This is a genomic window from Tamlana crocina, from assembly GCF_012037625.1.
The window spans coordinates 1-297 of the sequence record NZ_JAAVJS010000780.1; the positions used below are offsets into that span (position 1 = coordinate 1).

At 46.5% G+C, this 297-nt stretch carries 1 protein-coding gene; it reads left to right on the forward strand.

Annotated elements, in window-relative coordinates; genetic code table 11:
• Positions 1-44 precede the first annotated feature (44 nt).
• Positions 45-297 (forward strand): heavy-metal-associated domain-containing protein (locus tag HC176_RS18980; RefSeq protein ID WP_342448730.1); only part of this gene is annotated, 253 nt, incomplete at its 3' end.

Here is a 297-nt window from a genome sequence, read left to right on the forward strand (position 1 = left end):
GTTGTCGGTCACATGTTGAGGAGACGCTTAAAAAGGTCGACGGAGTGAAATCTGCTTCCGTAGATCTTGAAAAAGCCGAAGCTGAGGTGGAAATGAAGCGGCATATTCAAATAGGTGTTTTTGAAGATGCGCTGCAAAAAGACGGTGACAGTTACCACATTCATTCTAAAGGGTCAAAGGAAAAGTACGAGGTGACAGGAATGACCTGTAGCGGTTGTAGATCCCATGTGGAGGAAACCCTCAAAAAGGTGGAGGGAGTACAATCTGTTTCTGTTGACCTGGAAAAGGCAGAGGCGG